Annotated in this window: 17 protein-coding genes; 3 read left to right on the plus strand and 14 right to left on the minus strand. The window is 40.5% G+C overall.

Going from position 1 to position 17,199, the window contains the following annotated elements; all coding sequences use genetic code 11:
- The first annotated feature begins 93 nt into the window (after positions 1 to 93).
- Both GQA99_RS07920 and GQA99_RS07925 read left to right on the plus strand, forming a co-directional pair.
- The gene (locus GQA99_RS07920; protein WP_160053358.1) at positions 94 to 588 is read left to right on the plus strand and encodes a peptidylprolyl isomerase; all 495 of its coding nucleotides are present in this window, start codon (positions 94 to 96) and stop codon (positions 586 to 588) included.
- Between the two features lie 2 nt (positions 589 to 590).
- Positions 591 to 1,313 (plus strand): UDP-2,3-diacylglucosamine diphosphatase, encoded by a 723-nt coding sequence (locus GQA99_RS07925; RefSeq protein WP_160053359.1) that lies wholly within the window; start codon positions 591 to 593, stop codon positions 1,311 to 1,313.
- Between the two features lie 12 nt (positions 1,314 to 1,325).
- On the opposite strand, the gene miaE is transcribed toward GQA99_RS07925, so the two are convergent.
- Positions 1,326 to 2,108 carry a tRNA isopentenyl-2-thiomethyl-A-37 hydroxylase MiaE gene (gene miaE, locus GQA99_RS07930; RefSeq protein WP_160053360.1) on the minus strand — a complete coding sequence of 261 codons (783 nt, stop codon included), beginning with the start codon at positions 2,106 to 2,108 and terminating at the stop codon, positions 1,326 to 1,328.
- Positions 2,109 to 2,481: 373 nt separating this feature from the next.
- Between miaE and GQA99_RS07935 the strand changes: the two genes are divergently transcribed.
- Positions 2,482 to 3,078, plus strand: coding sequence for a Yip1 family protein (locus tag GQA99_RS07935; protein WP_160053361.1), 597 nt, complete (start codon positions 2,482 to 2,484; stop codon positions 3,076 to 3,078).
- A 63-nt stretch (positions 3,079 to 3,141) separates the two neighbouring features.
- On the opposite strand, the gene glnS is transcribed toward GQA99_RS07935, so the two are convergent.
- From glnS to GQA99_RS08000, 13 genes are all read right to left on the minus strand, one after another.
- Positions 3,142 to 4,812 (minus strand): glutamine--tRNA ligase, encoded by a 1,671-nt coding sequence (glnS, locus tag GQA99_RS07940; protein ID WP_160053362.1) that lies wholly within the window; start codon positions 4,810 to 4,812, stop codon positions 3,142 to 3,144.
- A gap of 205 nt (positions 4,813 to 5,017) precedes the next feature.
- Positions 5,018 to 7,330 carry a Fe(2+) transporter permease subunit FeoB gene (gene feoB / locus GQA99_RS07945; RefSeq protein ID WP_160053363.1) on the minus strand — a complete coding sequence of 771 codons (2,313 nt, stop codon included), beginning with the start codon at positions 7,328 to 7,330 and terminating at the stop codon, positions 5,018 to 5,020.
- Positions 7,323 to 7,562 carry a FeoA family protein gene (locus tag GQA99_RS07950; RefSeq protein WP_160053364.1) on the minus strand — a complete coding sequence of 80 codons (240 nt, stop codon included), beginning with the start codon at positions 7,560 to 7,562 and terminating at the stop codon, positions 7,323 to 7,325. Before GQA99_RS07950 ends, feoB begins: the two co-directional genes overlap by 8 nt.
- Before the next feature lie 198 nt (positions 7,563 to 7,760).
- Positions 7,761 to 8,297, minus strand: coding sequence for a GNAT family N-acetyltransferase (locus GQA99_RS07955; protein ID WP_160053365.1), 537 nt, complete (start codon positions 8,295 to 8,297; stop codon positions 7,761 to 7,763).
- Positions 8,298 to 8,380: 83 nt separating this feature from the next.
- Positions 8,381 to 8,659, minus strand: a complete 279-nt coding sequence (locus tag GQA99_RS07960) for a peptidylprolyl isomerase (RefSeq protein WP_160053366.1) — start codon at positions 8,657 to 8,659, stop codon at positions 8,381 to 8,383.
- Positions 8,660 to 8,738: 79 nt separating this feature from the next.
- Entirely contained in the window at positions 8,739 to 10,568 is a 1,830-nt protein-coding gene (locus GQA99_RS07965) for a DUF885 domain-containing protein (protein ID WP_160053367.1), read from the minus strand.
- 252 nt (positions 10,569 to 10,820) lie between these two features.
- On the minus strand, positions 10,821 to 12,068 hold the full coding sequence (locus GQA99_RS07970) for a tetratricopeptide repeat protein (protein ID WP_160053368.1): 1,248 nt from the start codon (positions 12,066 to 12,068) through the stop codon (positions 10,821 to 10,823).
- Positions 12,068 to 12,688 (minus strand): energy transducer TonB, encoded by a 621-nt coding sequence (locus tag GQA99_RS07975; protein WP_160053369.1) that lies wholly within the window; start codon positions 12,686 to 12,688, stop codon positions 12,068 to 12,070. Before GQA99_RS07975 ends, GQA99_RS07970 begins: the two co-directional genes overlap by 1 nt.
- Position 12,689: 1 nt before the next feature.
- Positions 12,690 to 13,094, minus strand: a complete 405-nt coding sequence (locus GQA99_RS07980; protein WP_160053370.1) for an ExbD/TolR family protein — start codon at positions 13,092 to 13,094, stop codon at positions 12,690 to 12,692.
- A gap of 13 nt (positions 13,095 to 13,107) precedes the next feature.
- A complete protein-coding gene (locus tag GQA99_RS07985) occupies positions 13,108 to 13,635 on the minus strand; it encodes a MotA/TolQ/ExbB proton channel family protein (RefSeq protein ID WP_011638074.1) in 528 nt (175 codons plus the stop codon).
- Positions 13,635 to 14,990 (minus strand): MotA/TolQ/ExbB proton channel family protein, encoded by a 1,356-nt coding sequence (locus GQA99_RS07990; protein WP_160053371.1) that lies wholly within the window; start codon positions 14,988 to 14,990, stop codon positions 13,635 to 13,637. Before GQA99_RS07990 ends, GQA99_RS07985 begins: the two co-directional genes overlap by 1 nt.
- On the minus strand, positions 14,990 to 15,772 hold the full coding sequence (locus tag GQA99_RS07995) for a DUF3450 domain-containing protein (RefSeq protein WP_160053372.1): 783 nt from the start codon (positions 15,770 to 15,772) through the stop codon (positions 14,990 to 14,992). The genes GQA99_RS07990 and GQA99_RS07995 overlap by 1 nt, the downstream gene beginning before the upstream one ends.
- Positions 15,773 to 16,145: 373 nt before the next feature.
- Positions 16,146 to 17,117, minus strand: a complete 972-nt coding sequence (locus GQA99_RS08000) for a class I SAM-dependent methyltransferase (RefSeq protein ID WP_160053373.1) — start codon at positions 17,115 to 17,117, stop codon at positions 16,146 to 16,148.
- Positions 17,118 to 17,199 lie beyond the last annotated feature (82 nt).

The following is a 17,199-nucleotide window of genomic DNA, read 5'->3' on the forward strand; positions in this document are numbered from 1 at the left end:
CTACCATGTTGTCACTGGTTTTGAACACTGCACTTTATGCTGCAACCAAGATAAGTTAGAATCGCGCAAATTATTTTTTCTAGGTGAATATTAATGGTTACTTTACACACAAATTACGGCGACATTACTTTACAACTTGATGCAGAAAAAGCTCCGTTAACGGTAGCTAACTTCATGAAGTATGTTGAAGAAGGTTTTTATGACAACACCATTTTCCACCGTGTTATCGATGGTTTCATGATACAAGGCGGTGGCTTTACCGAAGACATGGGCCAAAAACGTTGTAATGAAACCGTGAAAAACGAAGCTAGCAATGGATTATCAAACCGCAAAGGCACTGTCGCAATGGCGCGTACTTCAGATCCACATTCTGCTACAGCGCAATTTTTCATTAACATCAACGACAACACTTTCCTGGATTTTAAATCAGAAACAAGCCAAGGCTGGGGTTACTGTGTGTTTGGTGAAGTTGTTGAAGGTTTAGATGTAGTTGAAAAAATTAAAGCGGTAGCCACAGGTAACCGTGGTATGCATCAAGATGTGCCTTTAGAAGCCGTTGTGATAAACAACGTTAGCGTAAAAGCGTAATTTTGAAGCGCACTGTCTTTGTGGGCGATTTGCACTTAAGTGCTGATCGCCCTGATATTACTCAGGCTTTCTTAGACTTTTTAACTCACGGTTTAAAAGATGCCGAGGCGCTGTATATTATTGGCGATTTGTTTGAAGTGTGGATGGGTGATGATATTGCTGAGCCATTTTCTCAAGATATCGCTCAAGCAATAAAGTCCGTTTCAGATTTAATGCCGGTCTATTTTATACATGGTAATCGTGACTTTATGGTTGGACGTGCATTTTGCAAACAGGCCGGTATGCAAATACTGCCCGAAGTGTATTGTATTGACCTATATGGCACGCGTACCGTTATTCTTCATGGTGATAGTCTTTGTACGCTTGATGAAGCTTACCAACGCTTTAGACGTTTTCGCAGCATCGCGCTCGTTCGATGGATTTATGCCAATATTTTGCCAAAACAAACACGCTTAAATATCGCCGCCAAAATTCGTCAAAAAAGCATCAAAGGTAATCAACAAAAGCATTACGAAATCATGGATGTTGAACCTAGCGCTGTCGATGCACTCTTAGCCGAAACCAACTGTCAGCGAATGATACACGGTCATACTCACAGGCCTGACATTCATCAATTACCCCACAATAAACAACGTGTGGTTGTTGGAGATTGGTATACACAAGGCAGCGTCTTATCCGTAAGCTCGCAAGGTTGTGAGTTGCAAAAAAGGCCCTTCACACCTTAATCCCTGTGTGAGTCACACTGGGATTAAGTGAGATACAGGAACGCCACTGTGAAATCGAAATTCGCTATCTTCAGATAAAATCAATGCTGCTTCTTGTGCTCTAAAATAGGCAATTCGCTCACTGATATCTTTACCGGCAATGTCTTGCGCTAATACCAAGTAGTCTTGAAAATGTCGTGCTTCTGAGCGCAATAAAGACACATAGAACTTCGCCAGCTCATCATCTAAATGCGGTGCCAGCTTAGCAAAGCGTTCACACGATCTTGCCTCAATAAAAGCGCCAACAATTAATTTATCGACAATTTTTAACGGTTCATGAGTACGAACATGGCTAATAAGCTGTTTTGCGTATGTGCCTGCACGAATGTTACTGTAATCAATGCCTCTGGCGGTCATGATTTGCAGCACTTGTTCAAAATGATGAAACTCTTCTTTGATTAAGCGCACCATTTTTATCATTAAATCGGCACTGTTTTTCATGGTCGTATTTGCCACTAACTCACTAGTGATGTCATTTTTTTTAATATCACGATTTAAAAATGCATCGACATCACGACCTTGGCTGTATACAAAGTCTTCATAAGGCTTTGCCCAGGTTACTAATACTTGGGCACTGTGTTTATCAATAGCATATTTTCGGATCATCATCATGGCCGTTTGTGCCGCTTTAAGCTCACAGTTGCAATGATCAATCAGTAAGGCTGTTAATTGCTCGGGTCGTTTAGCAAGCGATATCCAGCTGTCTGGCGTTTCACAGCCTAAAAACTGATTAATTGGCACGAGGAGTTGCTGCATGAAAGTCTGGATCCGAGTTAAACGTTGAATTTCATTTTACCGTTTTGATGATCTTTTCTGAAGCTGAAATCGTAATACAACTTGACGAAAGTCTATTTATGTTTAATAAATAGACTAAGCATTGAGAATTTAACCAAACATTAACACTTTAATTAATGTCGCCGTTAACCAATGTGTTCAATCTCCTTAAAGAGAACCTCTAGTTGGGATGAGGTGATAGCTTTGTAAAAGACAGTAGACAGTTTTTATGTTTAGCTTTTATCCGGTTTTTGCGAAGTGTAGTGAGCTGATTAAGGCGATTGATAATGAGCTGCAGTCAGCTCGTCTGTTGTTTGGCGAGCTAGGTCGAAAATGCTAAACAAGGATAACTATAATGGTACTAAATCACTTAATGGGGCTTTACACTCATCCAAAACAAGAGTGGCAAACAATTGAAAAAAATCACGAAGCACTGAAAAGTAGCTTAAGTCATGTTTTACTCATCGCGTTAATTCCTGCGGTATGTTCATATTTTGCCACTGCACACATTGGCTGGCACCCTGGCGCTGGTGAACCGCTATTTTTAACACCTAAAAGCGCGATGTTTATGTCTATTGGCATGTACTTTGGTTTAATCGTTGGCGTGCTGGCATTAGCTTATCTAGCATTTTGGATGGGTAGGACATTCGATGCAGATCCAACTTACACCCAAGCGTTAGAGCTTGCGGCGTATACCGCGACACCACTGTTCATGGTGGGGTTATCAGCTTTGTATCCCGTGCTTTGGTTTATTATGGTGGTGGGCTTAATTGGATTAGCATACTCGGTCTATCTACTGTACGCCGGGGTACCCATTATTATGAATATTCCTGAAGAAAAAGGCTTTATTTACGCAAGCTCAGTAGTCACGGCAGGATTGGTGTTGTTAGTTGCACTGATGGCTAGCAGTGTTATTTTATGGAGCGTAGGCTTTGGTCCAATGTTACAGTAGCTTTTAGTACAATAAAAAAGGCGCTTTGAGCGCCTTTTTTATTGGGTTATTTAACAGTAAACACTAAGAGAAAGTATCCCGCAGTGGCACGGTTAAATTAAAGACTAAGTGTTCAGCGCTTGAATCTTTATTGTCTGCACAGAAATAACCTTCACGTTCAAATTGGTAAGCTTTTTCAGCTTCAGCACTCACAAGACTTGGCTCAACTAAACCATTAACAATCACTAAAGACTGTGGGTTAATCACTTCATCTACGGTTTCAAATGCAGCAGGGTTTTCATTAGTAAATAAACGGTCATAAAGACGAAACTCAGCGGGTTTCGCTGTGCTGGCTTCAACCCAATGAATAACACCTTTCACTTTACGTCCATCAGCAGGGTTTTTACCTAGGGTATCTGCATCATACGTACAGTAAACTGTCGTTACATTACCGTCTGCATCTTTATCACAGCGTTCAGCTTTAATGATGTAAGCATTGCGTAAACGAACTTCTTTTCCTAATACAAGACGTTTAAAGTGTTTATTGGCTTCTTCTTTGAAGTCTTCAACATCAATAAATAACTCGCGGCCAAAAAACAGCTCACGTGTGCCCATAGCTTCATTATTTGGGTGGGCTGGCGCGATAATTTGTTCAGGTTGTGCATTAGGGTAATTTTCTATGACAACTTTAACAGGTCTTAACACAGCCATTGCACGAGGTGCATGCTCGTTTAATTCTTCACGAATACACGCATCTAACATGCCGACTTCAATCAAGTTTTCTTGTTTAGTGACACCAATACGCTGGCAAAATTCACGGATAGAAGCAGGCGTATAACCGCGACGACGTAAACCTGCGATGGTTGGCATACGTGGATCATCCCAGCCGTCGACCAATTGACGCGTAACCAAATCATTTAATTTACGCTTTGACATCAATGTGTATTCAAGATTCAAACGAGAAAATTCATATTGACGAGTACGATTAGGCGCTTGAAAATCGTCTAAATGATCTAACACCCAGTCGTATAAGCGACGGTTGTCTTGAAACTCTAGTGTACAAATTGAATGAGTAATATTTTCGATCGCATCCGAAATACAATGGGTGAAATCATACATCGGGTAGATACACCACTTATCACCGGTTTGGTGATGATGTGCAAAACGAATACGGTATATCACCGGATCACGCATACACATAAAGGGTGACGCCATATCAATCTTGGCACGAAGTGCACATTCACCCTCTTTGAAGTCACCTTTACGCATTTTTTCAAACAGTGCTAGGTTTTCTTCAGGGCTAGTGTCACGGTATGGGCTATTTTTACCCGGCTCTTTTAATGTGCCGCGGTACTCACGTGTTTGCTCGCCAGTAAGAAAACAAACATAAGCCAGGCCTTTAGTGATGAGCTCTACGGCATACTGATGCAGTTGGTCAAAATAATTTGATGAATAACGAATATCGCCAGACCATTGAAAACCTAACCAACGCACATCTTCCTGAATAGACTTAACATAGTTGATGTCTTCTTTTTCAGGGTTAGTATCGTCAAATCGTAAGTTACATTGACCTTGGTAATCTTTTGCAATACCAAAATTTAAGCAAATAGACTTAGCGTGTCCAATATGCAAAAAGCCGTTAGGTTCTGGCGGGAAACGAGTATGAACTTGGCTGTGCTTACCGCTACTTAGGTCTTCGTCTATGATATTACGAATGAAGTTACTAGGACGTACTTCGGTGTCCACATGACTCATGGAATTCCTCTTGGCACACAATGGCAATATGAATAAAAAACAGATGATCCTACAGATCTTGAGTAGTTACAACTACTAGTATCGAAAAAGTTAGTTAGATAAACAAAAAATGCCAAATAGCCTCAAACAAACTCACTCTATTAGCAAATATAAACAAAAACCCAGCAATGCTGGGTTTTAGAAGAGTCGTTCAGATCAACAAGGGTTATTCGGTAACAATACGGATCCCAGGAATAATCTGTTGAGCCTGTCTGCCTTTTTTACTTAACCACATGTAAAAAGCAACTAATGCCACCGCAAAAAAGCCAATCCAACTAGCCGACTGTAAAGGATGCTGACTGAACGTCGCACCTTGATAAATCACCGTGGCAGAACCGTATGCTAGAGAAAAAGTCCAAATTGCTGCAAATCGAGCCCACTTAGCGCCAAACTCATTGACTAATGCACCCATTGCAGCCACACACGGTGTATAAAGCAATATAAACAATAGATATGAAAAAGCGGCTAACTGGCTCTTAAAGCCACTCTGTAACGCGCTAAAGGTTGAGGTATCAACAGACAGCTCTGCAGCGGCTTCATCTAAGTCAGTAATACTCGCTATCGCAATAGATAATGGATCATCTGGCTCAATACCCAATAAATTTGTAGGGATTGTGGCTAGACCAACTTTAACGCTATCCCATATAGACAGCATTTCTTCTTCATCACCATCAGTGGTGCTATACAAACTGTTTAATGTGCCCACCACTGCTTCTTTGGCAAATATACCGGTAATGATCCCCACCGTTGCAGCCCAGTTATCCTGTTCAATGCCCATTGGTGCAAATAAAGGCGTAACCTGTTGGCTGGCAACACTCAATAGTGATTCTTTACTGTCTTCATGGCCAAAGGAGCCATCTGTACCAATTGCATTAACAAAGTTAAGCAAGGTAACAACAATAATAATGGTTTTGCCTGCGCCCATAATAAAGCTTTTGGTACGCTTTGTGGTGCGAGAAAACACCGCTTTGGTTTTAGGCATTTCATAACTTGGAAGTTCCATCACCACTGCGCTGCTTGTACCTGGCAATACTGTTTTACGTAATAGTAACCCAGTGCCAATTGCAGCAAAAATACCAATGATATACAGAAGGAACACTAAGTTTTGACCTGATTGCGGGAAAAACGCTGCCGCAAATAGCGCATACACGGGCAAACGAGCACTACAAGACATAAACGGGGCCATCATGCCTGTCACGATGCGTTCACGTTCACTGCCTAGGGTTCTGGTTGCCATAATAGCCGGTACTGAACAACCAAAGCCGACAATCATAGGTACGAAAGCTTTACCAGGTAAACCGATGCGACGCATTAAACCGTCGACCACAAATGCCGCTCGGGCCATGTAACCAGACGCTTCTAACACCGATAATGCTAAAAATAACGCCGCGACTACCGGAATAAACGTCGCAACAGTTTGGATACCTTGACCAACCCCGCCAGCTAAAATGGTCACTAACCAGTCAGGTGAGCCCATTGATGTTAATAACGCACCAAAGTGATCGACAAAAATTGCCCCTGCAGTGATATCAAAGAAATCAATAAATGAGTTACCCACGTTAATGCTGAATAAAAACATTAAGTACATAACGAACAGGAACACAGGAATACCCAATACCGGGTGTAGCACCACTTTGTCTAATCGATCAGAAGCACTGACGTGCTTTCCTTGATTAACTGAAGATTCAAATACTTTTTGTACAAAATCATATCGCGTGGTCGCGATCATAATCTCAATATCTTCACCATTTTGCTCTGCACGTTGAGCACATTGCTGTACGGTTTCATGTAGCTGCACTTCACTGGTACCGCAGGCATTACCATGACAGTTAGCTAATATAGATAAAGCTTGGCCACGACTAAGCGTTGGGAGGTCTTGGCTATCATTTTGGCTCTGTAACGCATTAATACTGGCTTCAATATCGTCAGAATATTGCAAGACTAAAGGTATTGTTGCCTCGTTGCTGTTTAATAAGGTCAATACGTCTGATTGTAATTGCTCAACATCAGCTTGATTACGAGAACTGATGGCAATAACAGGGCAACCTAAACGGCTGGACATATCTGCAACGTTAATATTGATGCCCAACTTTTTTGCTGCATCAATTTTATTAATCACAACAATAATTGGAATACCCAGCTCACGCAACTGAGTAGTCAGGTAAAGATGACGCTCTACGTTTGTGGCATCAACCAGGTTAATAATGGCATCAACTTGTTGAGTGGCTAAGTAGTTTTGAGCAATTTGTTCGTCTAAAGAACAATCACAACTGTTGCCGGCTGGCAATAAATCATAGATGCCGGGTAAATCGGTGAGAGATATTTCAACACCAGAATAATTAAATTTACCGGTTTTCTTTTCGACTGTGACGCCAGACCAGTTACCCACTTGTTGATTGGCGCCAGTTAGCGCATTAAAAAGGGTCGACTTACCCGCGTTTGGATTACCTACCGTGACGCAATGGAATTGTTTAGTCATTAGTTATTACTACCTCAATGATATCGGCTAAATCGCAACGCATACATAATTTACTGCCACGTAAATCTAATTCAACCCCAGATCCCATCGGTGCTCGGCGAATAAAAGAAAACTGCGTATTGGGTGTTATGCCCATTGATAACAACTTACGCTTTACGGTTTGCGGTAACGTTAATTGACCGATTTCAGAGATAATGGCGCGGTCACCTGCTTTTAGTTCACTCAGCTTCATGTAACATATACCTTCAACAACATTATTAACGTCTGAAATTTTATCTGAGCTTAGCCAGTGAAACTCAAATCTAGATCAAAGTTTTACCTGCTAACGAGAATAGTTTTCACTTGTATTACGTATTATGTGACAAATGCCCAATAGAATACAGTCCATAGAGCAAATATTTTTATTTTTTGAAATGTGTTAACTAAAAAGTTACACGCGTTGCGAAGTTAATAAACCGAAGTAACAATCGTCAAACCATTGCTGGTTGATGCAGGTATTTTGTCTTAACGTGCCCTCTTGTAGAAAGCCGACGTTTTCGAGCACTTTACGTGACGCCAGGTTTTCACTGGCACAAATGCCAAAAAATTTATGCATGTTATATTGTAAAGCTCCCCAATCAATAACAGCGCGTAAGCTTTCGGTGGCAAACCCCAAACCTTGTTGAGATGGTGCAATTAAATACCCTACTTCTGCGCGTTTTAGCAATAAATCATCACACCTAAAACCCATTAAACCTACGAATTGGTGGGTATCAAGACGCTCAATGACTAAGGATAGCCATTCACCAGACTCGAATGACCAAGGCTCAATGCGCTGAGCAAAAGTTATTTTAATATTGTCTTCACTGTCTACAGGGCGAATATATTGTTGTACTGAACTATCTAGATGCAGTGATAGAAAATCATCCCAGTCTGCCAAGGCTAAATGACGTAACACTACCTTGTCTGCATATAATATTGTTTGCATAATTAACCTGTATGCTCTGATAGTTAAACATCCATAAAAAATGGCAGCCTAGGCTGCCATTTCCTCAATTAATGCTTTACGCATTAACCACGACTGGTCACTTCAAGTAAGTGATAGCCAAATTGAGTTTTTACAGGGCCTTGTACAACGTTTAACGGCGCACTGAACACCACTTCATCAAACTCTTTAACCATCATACCTGGGCCAAATGACCCCAAGTCGCCGCCTTGCGCACCAGAAGGACAAGAAGAGTTTGCTTTAGCGACATCGGCAAAGTCAGCACCGGCTTGAATTTGTTGCTTTAACGATTCGCATTGCTCTTGCGTGCTAACGAGTAAATGTCTTGCTGTTGCTTGTACCATATAAGGGCTCCTAAAAAATATGTTCAATAAAAAATAACACTAACATAATGACACTAAGATGACATACTGCCTAAGACAGTTATTTAGCCAACTCAGCTTTTATCCAATTTGCAATTTTATCTTCCATGACAGCCATCGGTAACGAACCTGTCGTTAATAACTGATCGTGGAAACCTTTTAAATCAAACTTATCACCCAGGGCTTTTTCAGCATCAGCGCGTAATCGTAAAATGGTTAACTGACCCACTTTATACGACAAAGCTTGGCCGGGTATTGCCATGTAGCGCTCTACTTCGGCAACGATATCAGACTCAGCCATTGGTGAATTGTCTTTCATGTATTGAATAGCTTGCTCACGGCTCCACCCTTTAGCATGCAGACCTGTGTCGACCACTAAACGCATTGCACGCAACATTTCATCAGAAAGCTTACCAAAATATTGATACGGGTCATTAAATACACCCATTTCAATACCTAAATATTCGGCATACAAAGCCCAACCTTCTTCAAAAGCGGTATAGCCTTGAAAACGTTGAAACTGAGGAACATCAGTTAATTCTTGCTTAATCGCAATTTGAAAATGATGTCCCGGCGCCGCTTCATGCAACGACAGTGTTGTCATGCCCCATTTAGGCTGAGCTTTTAAATTATACGTATTAATATAGAAGATACCTGGACGAGAACCATCTACTGCAGGAGACTCGTATGAAGCCCCAGCAGCTGATTTTTCTCTAAAGGCTTCTACGGGCTTAACGATATAATCTGCTTTGGGCATGACATCGAAGTACTGAGGTAGTACTTCATTTATCTGATCTTTAATAGTCATATAACCATCAATCAGATCTTGTCTATCGGTAAAAAAATATTGCGGTTCAGAAGATAACGATGCAAAAAATGCCGTCAAATCACCTTTAAAGCCAACTTGCTCTCTGACTTTATCCATTTCAGATAAAATACGGGCAACTTCGGACAAACCAATTTGATGGATTTCATCTACTGGGAGTGTGGTTGTGGTATGGCTATTAGCAAGATGTTGGTACCAATCTTTACCATTTGGTAATCCCCACCAACCGTCAGATGCGCGTGATTTAGGTAAGTAAACTTGCTGAATATAATCACGTAACCCTTTCAAGGCAGGTAATAACTCAGCGTCGATAACCGTAGTATATTGTTGTGTAAGATTGGCTTTTTGCTCTGCAGTAAAACCATCAGGCAATAAATTGATTGGCGAATAAAATAGGCTATTTTGAGCCGAATCGACTAATTGAGCATCCAATTGAGGAATGATTCGTTCAACAAGTACTTTAGGCAGTACCACTTTACTGGCAATACCTTCATCCATACGTTGCTGGGCTAATTCAATCCACTGAATAAAGCCCCGTAACCGAGAGATCCAATGTTGATAATCTTCTACGGTTTTAAAAGGCTGTGCACTTTCACCAGTACCCAATTGAACCATGGTAAAAACGGTACTATAGAACTGATTAATAGGTAAAAAACGTTCTGGATACGTTTCACCAATAAGCTCCATGTTGCGATCATATACAAACATGTCATAGCTGAGCTTCAGGGCTGGAGATAATTGGCCAACATCGATTGACTTCGCCTCATCAAAATAACGGCTATTTAATTGGTGGCGTTGTGTTAAATATTGATCAGTTAATGCCCCACCAAATTGGTCGTTATAATCATTTACCCCAACAAAAGTTGCGTAAATAGGCTCTAGTTTCAGTTGCTCATTAAAAAAAGCATCAACCATAGCTAAGTATTGCTCGGAAGCGGTTTGTTCTATCGCTTCCGCTACGGGAGCTGGAGATGTATTGACAGACTCAGAAGTTTTAGCGCTATCAGAACACCCCTGAGTCGCTAATAATAGTGACACAGACAGTGCCAATAAAGTTTTATTCATTGTTATTATTCCTTAACACAGCACAAGCTCATTAACTATGAGTCGTCAGTACACATGCCTGACGTTAATCATTGGTAACAAACAGAAACCAAACCACGATGCTTATATTGTATCGATGCCAAGACATACATGAAACTAAACTTATTCAAATACACATAAATTAACAATTTAATATTTAACGCTTCAAAACCTATTGATAAAAAGCAATAAAAAAGCCCCTAAAAAGGGGCTTTTTTTACATGCTTAGAGCAGTTAAAGCGTGACGTTGTGAATACGCGCTTTTTCTTTAATATAAGAAATATAGCTTCTTGCACTACGTTCAGTCTTCTTATCATTGGCAGCGAGTACTGCACGGTTATAAGCTGACTTGTACTTTTTCAAACTTAAGTATGCTAAAGCTAGCTCAAACTGAGCTTCGCCTGGGTTGTCAATGCCTGCATCGAGCGCTTTTTTCAGCACTGGTATAGCATCATTGAACTTTTGATCTAAAGCTAAGATACGACCTTGCTTTAAGAACAAATCACCCTTGCCGCTAATCGCCGCAGCTTTACCGTAGTAAGTCGCCGCTTCTTTTAGCTCTTTAGCATTATGATAAAAACCAGCTAGAGTCGATAAGCTCTTCTCGTTTTCAGCAATTAGACCAGACTTCATGTGCTTTTCAAAAATCGTAGCCGCTTTATAAGGTGAACCCTTTTGCGCTAACAATTGAGCTAAACGAGTAATATTACCGTCTGTCTCTAAAAAGCCATTTTTATAAGCCAAATCATAAGTCGCTAATGATTTATCATAATCTTCAGTCATTAAGTAAAACTGAGCTAACTGAACCCATAGACGTTTATCGTCTTGGAACAAAGGCACCATAATTTCGAGAACTTTTACGGCATCTTTGTACTTTTTCTGGTTAAAGAAAGCAGTTAACTTCATCTGATACAAACCTTTATCAGGCGTTTCAGCTAAAGATAACCCTTTATCAGCTACTTGCAGTACTTTGTTCCACTCTTTTAACTCAGTATGGGCAATACCAATACGGCGATACATTTGAGCATCAGCCTTACAGGTAAAGTCCATCCATTTGTAATAGTATGGAATCGCTTCTTTAAATTTACGTTCTTGAAGTAATAAATCAGCATACAAACGCATTGTTGCAGCATGATCTGTTCCGCCAAGAATATCAGCATCGACAGCAGTCTTTAAATATTTGATTGCTGTACCCATCTGACCTTTTTCAGCGTAGAAGTTACCTAACATACGATCGACATAAGCTTTGTCGAAATCGTTTTTAGCATTAGCTTCAAGCAATATTGAAATCGCTTGGTCTAAATTACCTTCGGTGTACGCTTCAAAAGATTTTTGAACTTTTTTCGCTGCACTTTCGCCTACTGCACGAGATTGACGTTTATCAATTTCACACTTTTCAGCGGCGAATGCAGCACCAGACAACATTGTACTTGTACAGACAGAAAGTAATAACGCTGTAGCGATACTAGTAACTTTACGCATTATCTACCTCCCTTCTCTAAAGTAAAATCTAGTTGTACTGTCATGCCAGGTTGTCTTAATGGTTTACCATCAACAATTTTTGGCTTGTATTTCCACTTTTTCAATGCGCGAATCGCTTCACGATCGAATAAACGCTTAGGTTCTGCCTTGATAACCGATACATCATCAACACCACCTAGTTCGTTAATTGTAAAGGTAAGTTGAACCCAACCCTCTTTACCATCACGAGCTGCAGCAATTGGATACTGAGGCTCAATACGAACGATAGGCGTAGCATCACCATCACGGGTCATCATGTTGCCAAGCTTGAAACCTGTACTTGGACCACCAGCTTCAATCCCACCCATATTAAACGCCAAGTTGGTGTCAATATTAGATGATGAATCAGGCGGAGTAGTATCCGGCTTCGGCGGCTGCTCCGGTGGTGGAGGTGGCTTAGGTGTAACCCTTGGTTTTTTCTGTGCCTTCGAATCCTGTTTATCCATCGTAATTTCAATAACAGGGGTTTCCGCTGAGTCGCCGTTGCGCTGCGCACCGCCGCCGACTAGGAAAGCCATGAAAGCAAACAGCCCAAAAGTCACTGCAGCACCAATGATTATTGATACGAGTGCTCTTAGCATATTACTCATTCCCCGCTGATACTGAAATTTTGTCAATACCCGCAGCTTTCACGTTATCAAGGACTTTAACAACCAAACCATGCTGGGTGTCTTTGTCTGCTTGAATCAATACAGCTGCTTCTGGTGCTTCAGCTAACATACGCTCAACGTTAGCCGTTACACGTTCGATATCAACCTGACGGTTTTCCATCATAATGACGCCAGTTTTGCTGATGCCAATAAAGATGTTTGCCGATGGTTTAGACGTAGCCTGTGACGCTTTAGGCTTGTTGTAGTCTAAGCCAGATGGCTTAACAAACGATGTTGTTACAATAAAGAAGATCAGCATGATAAACACGATGTCTAGCATCGGGGTCATATCAATTTGAGCTTCCTCTTCCATACTGGAATGCTTCTTACGTGCCATGTTCAATCTCTCTCTAGTGGTGAGGCATGCTGTCTTTTAGCTTTTCTAAACTGATTCTCATTTTTGAGTCTAAACGAGTGCTAAAGAAAACACCCGATAGCGCTGCAACCATTCCTGCCATAGTCGGCATTGTGGCCATAGAGATACCAGCGGCCATTAAACGAGCATTACTCGTCCCCTGGACTGCCATCACATCGAATACTGAAATCATACCGGTTACGGTACCTAATAAACCAATCATTGGACAAATGGCTACTAGGGTTTTGATTAACAGCATACGTGCATTCAAATCTTGCTTCGCTTGGGATACCCAAGCTTCACGGATACGGTGAGCATGCCAAGAAGTTGTTTCTTCTCTTGCTTCCCATGAGGCGATTACCGCTTGATGTTGTTTTGGTGATATCCAATTTAGATACCAATAACGCTCAAGCATTAACACCCACATTAGGAATAGCACTGCTGCAACCAACCAGAGGACATCGCCTCCGGAGGCCATGAAGCCCCTGACGGAATCCCATACGTCCATCAGGATTAGCATCATTAGTCAGCCCTCTTCTCAGCATGTTCTGCAATAATACCAGCACTTTGCTCTTCAAGAACTTGAACGATAGACTTGCTACGAGCAACAACTACAGCGTGTAATAACATTAACGGTAGAGCGGCGATTAGACCTTGAACCGTTGTGATAAGCGCCATAGAAATACCACCAGCCATCAATTTAGGGTCACCAGTACCGAATAACTGAATTGATTGGAAGGTTGCGATCATACCAGTAACAGTACCTAATAGACCCATCATAGGCGCGATAGCAGCGATAACTTTAATGATTGAAATACGAGCTTCTAAAGCTGGTGTTTCTTTTAAAATAGCTTCGTCAAGTTTTAACTCTAATGTTTCAACATCAACATCTTTGTTTGACTGATACACTTTTAAAATGCGACCTAGAGCATTATTGCCTGGGTTATCGATGTTCTTACGCTGACTATTCACTTTACCGCCAATAACAGTAAGTGTAACTAGACGCTCAAGGGCAATTAATGCACCTAAGGCAAGTAGAGCCAAAATAATATAACCAATAGTACCACCGGCTTCTAAACGGTCTTCAAGGCTAGCCTTGTTAGTGAAGATGTTTAGTAGTACACCGCGTGCTGGGTCAATATAGAAAGGAGCTGTACCTGATGTGGTATTTTCCCATGAACCAACTGCACTGACTTGATAGCCTTCAGGTTGCTGTGATAATTGCTGGATCAAACCTAATTCTGGCTTGTAAACAACATATTTACCTTCAGCCGTTAAGTTAAAAGGACCTACACGGTGAATAGAAGTATTCACAACGTTACCGTCGATAGCAGTAACCGCGCCGTCAAACTTAACAACTTTACCAGACTGAACCATTTCAAATAATTGAGCTTCCCAGAATTGTTCTAGTTCTTCAATTTTTGGTAATGATTTACGTGCACCTAAGTCAGCAATGAAAGCATCACGACCAGGGAATTGCGCACTGATGTTAGATGCAGCAATTTTACCAGCGAAATCGCCTGCTTCACCTTTAACAACACCAAACATTTCACCCAAGTCACCTTGAGCAGTTTTTAAGTCTTCTTCTAACTGAGCAATTTTACGCTCGTTGTCTAAGAAAGCTTGGTTTAAATCTTTACCACGTTGTTTCTCTGCAGCTAAAGCGTCTTTTTCACGCTTAAGTAGAGCAGCTTTATCGCCACGTTCTGCTTGGAATTCTCTCTCGCGCTTAGCGTTAGTTTGGCCTTCGTTAGCACGATCAACTTTAACTTGTTGTAGCAGTTGGTCGATAGTTTTTGGTGCATCAGCAGCAGAAACCATACCAGCTGTTAAAGAGAAAGTTGCAGCCACTAGCGCTGATGTAATTAACTTCTTCATTATTGTGCAGTCTCCGCAGCAGGAATTGGTAATGCGAATAGGTCTAGAGCGCCTTGCTTACGAGCAATGCGAATACCTTTAGTAATATCGCGTAAGTAGCTGTCTTCTAACTTGTTCCAAGTTTTAGCGTCAGCGTCATACATCCATGCTGTTTTCTGATCTAAGCTTTGTGCGTAAAGTGCAACACGACCAAGGTTAAAGAAGTCAACTAACACTTCTTTGCCGTCTAAGCTTAATTTACCAGTGTGAACTGCAACGAAACTACCGTATTCACGCTCAATGCTATAAGCATCAAGGATTAGACGGTATTTTTCAGCAAGAGTAACCTCTGCAGTGTTAAGAATGCTCTTTAGATTTTCAACACGTTCTTTACGAACTTCTGAGTTGAATGGAAGATCTAGATTAACAAACTGATCTAGCGCCTCAACCATTTTGAACATTAATGGAACAACACCTTGACGTAATTTATCAACACCATTGATGTCGGTTTGAATTGAATCAAGTGTTTTTTGTTGATCAGCTACCAAGCCTGCAACGTAATCATTATAAGATTTTAATGACTCACGCTCATCAGCGACGCTGCCATACTCAAAAAGCATGTCTTGTGCTTGGTCAAAATATTTGTCGACTTTCTGTTGTGACGCAGCAGAAGCAGCATGAAGACTGCTATCAGCTTTTTGAACGTCAGCTAGAGGACCTGCAACAACGAAGTTGCTACCAGCTAAAGCCAGTGCGCCAACAAGTGCAGTAGCGATTTTTGTTCTATTGCTTACCTTGGACATAGTTCCCAACCAATTTGAAGTGAATTAAAAAGTTTTACTTTGAGGCAAATAACGAATGATAAAAATTTGTTATCAATGTTAATTCAACTAAGTGTGTCTTTTTCTTGTGATTGTTAGTTTTTCTTCCCTTTTCTACGCCAGCTAAGGCGCAGACCCGTTGGCATCATTTCACAAAATGTTGACCTGTGTCAACATTTGCAAAGCGTAAAAACTAGTGGAAAGAGCAGTTAAATAGATGAATGTAAACGAAAGGTGAATAAATATACATCTTCAACATAAATTTGTAGTAAATCTATGATACCTAAAAAAGGTCAACGATGTTAAATCATTGACTTAAAGCAAAAAAAATACCAATTTTAATCGCTAGCTATATCTAAACTTCACAATTTTCAATTTTTCTGGCATCTAAATACCAGCCTAAAATTTCTTTTTGCTCATTTTTAAGCACTTTTATCTCGTTTATTTCCAATAGATTCTGTTTAAAAATACCAATGAATCTAGCTAATTTATCTTCATCAAAAGAGGCATTAACTAACTCAGTTAATCTAAGCTTTAACGTATCCATCTGTAATTTAATGAATTCAATAAATTGTTGCTTTTTTGCTAATGGCCAAAATATCCCTTCTTTAAAAAACTGCGCAATAAACATCATTAACTGACTATCTTGTGCAGATAGCTCATCATAGTTAACTAAATCTTTAATCGCCTGATTAATTTTCACTCGAATACTTTCACACTTAGGATCTTGTTTTATTCTTGCGATATCGTTAGCAGAAGTCATACTTCCCATCGCGATGGCAATTTCTCGTAAATATTCGACAAGGTCACTTGCCTGAGGGAGTTCAATCAATCTTAATATTTTTTTATTTCGATTCAAGATCATTGAATTTCCATGATGAAACACTATCGAGAATTGACCATCTCGCTTAAGTACTCTAGACGCTTCTTTTAGTGACGATTCTATACTGGAATATTCAAACCCAAACTGCGACATGTAAAGATCAATTGACTCATTCTCAAAAGGTAACGTTTCGCAGGCTGTATTGGATATCAATTCGATTTCAATTGTCGAATTTTCACTCTTAGTATTTTCAGATAATTGCACTTCAGCAAGATCAACACCATACACCTTGCCGACTTTGGCACTGTTGCTTAATGATTCTCTTAATAATAAAGGAACAGAACCGTTACCCGAGCCGACATCAACTGCTACAAAATCAGTTTGTAAACTACTGAAGGTAGGCTCCCAAACAGACTGCAAAATGCCTTCATAATTACCTGATAATGCATCACCAAATGATGTTGTATGGCCTTGTCGCCAATACTCACTCCAATGATTACTCATATGAATCTCTCTATTACGCATACGTTTTGAATGTTTAATGAAATAAAAAGGCTCCCGAAGGAGCCTTATTAGTCTAAATAAC

The organism is Shewanella litoralis, assembly GCF_009828585.1.
Lineage (GTDB): Bacteria > Pseudomonadota > Gammaproteobacteria > Enterobacterales > Shewanellaceae > Shewanella > Shewanella litoralis.